1 protein-coding gene is annotated in these 300 nt (G+C 40.0%); it reads right to left on the bottom strand.

The window, feature by feature from the left end; genetic code table 11:
* Positions 1–300 (bottom strand): AMP-binding protein (locus tag DM397_RS00250; protein WP_162615417.1); only part of this gene is annotated, 300 nt, incomplete at both ends.

Raw genomic sequence — 300 nt, forward strand, 5'->3', positions numbered from 1 at the left:
GTCGTTTTGGGTGACTCCAAAGGTTTTAATCTGATCCAAGGACATGTTGACATTACTGCTATGCTCTACCATAACGCCTTTTGGCTGTCCTGTGGAACCTGAAGTGTAAATGACATAGGCCAAATCACCTGACTGATTAATAGGGTCCGGATTCTCGTTTCCATATTTATACCTTTCCAAATTGCATAACATCATTTCCTCTTCATCGAGAACTACCTTGCACTTGCAATCTTGTTCAATATAAGTTATACGGTCTTGAGGATAATTAACATCGATTGGAAGATATGCTGCTCCGGATTT

Origin of the sequence: Flavobacterium nitrogenifigens, from assembly GCF_003254565.1 — a bacterium.
Lineage (GTDB): Bacteria > Bacteroidota > Bacteroidia > Flavobacteriales > Flavobacteriaceae > Flavobacterium > Flavobacterium nitrogenifigens.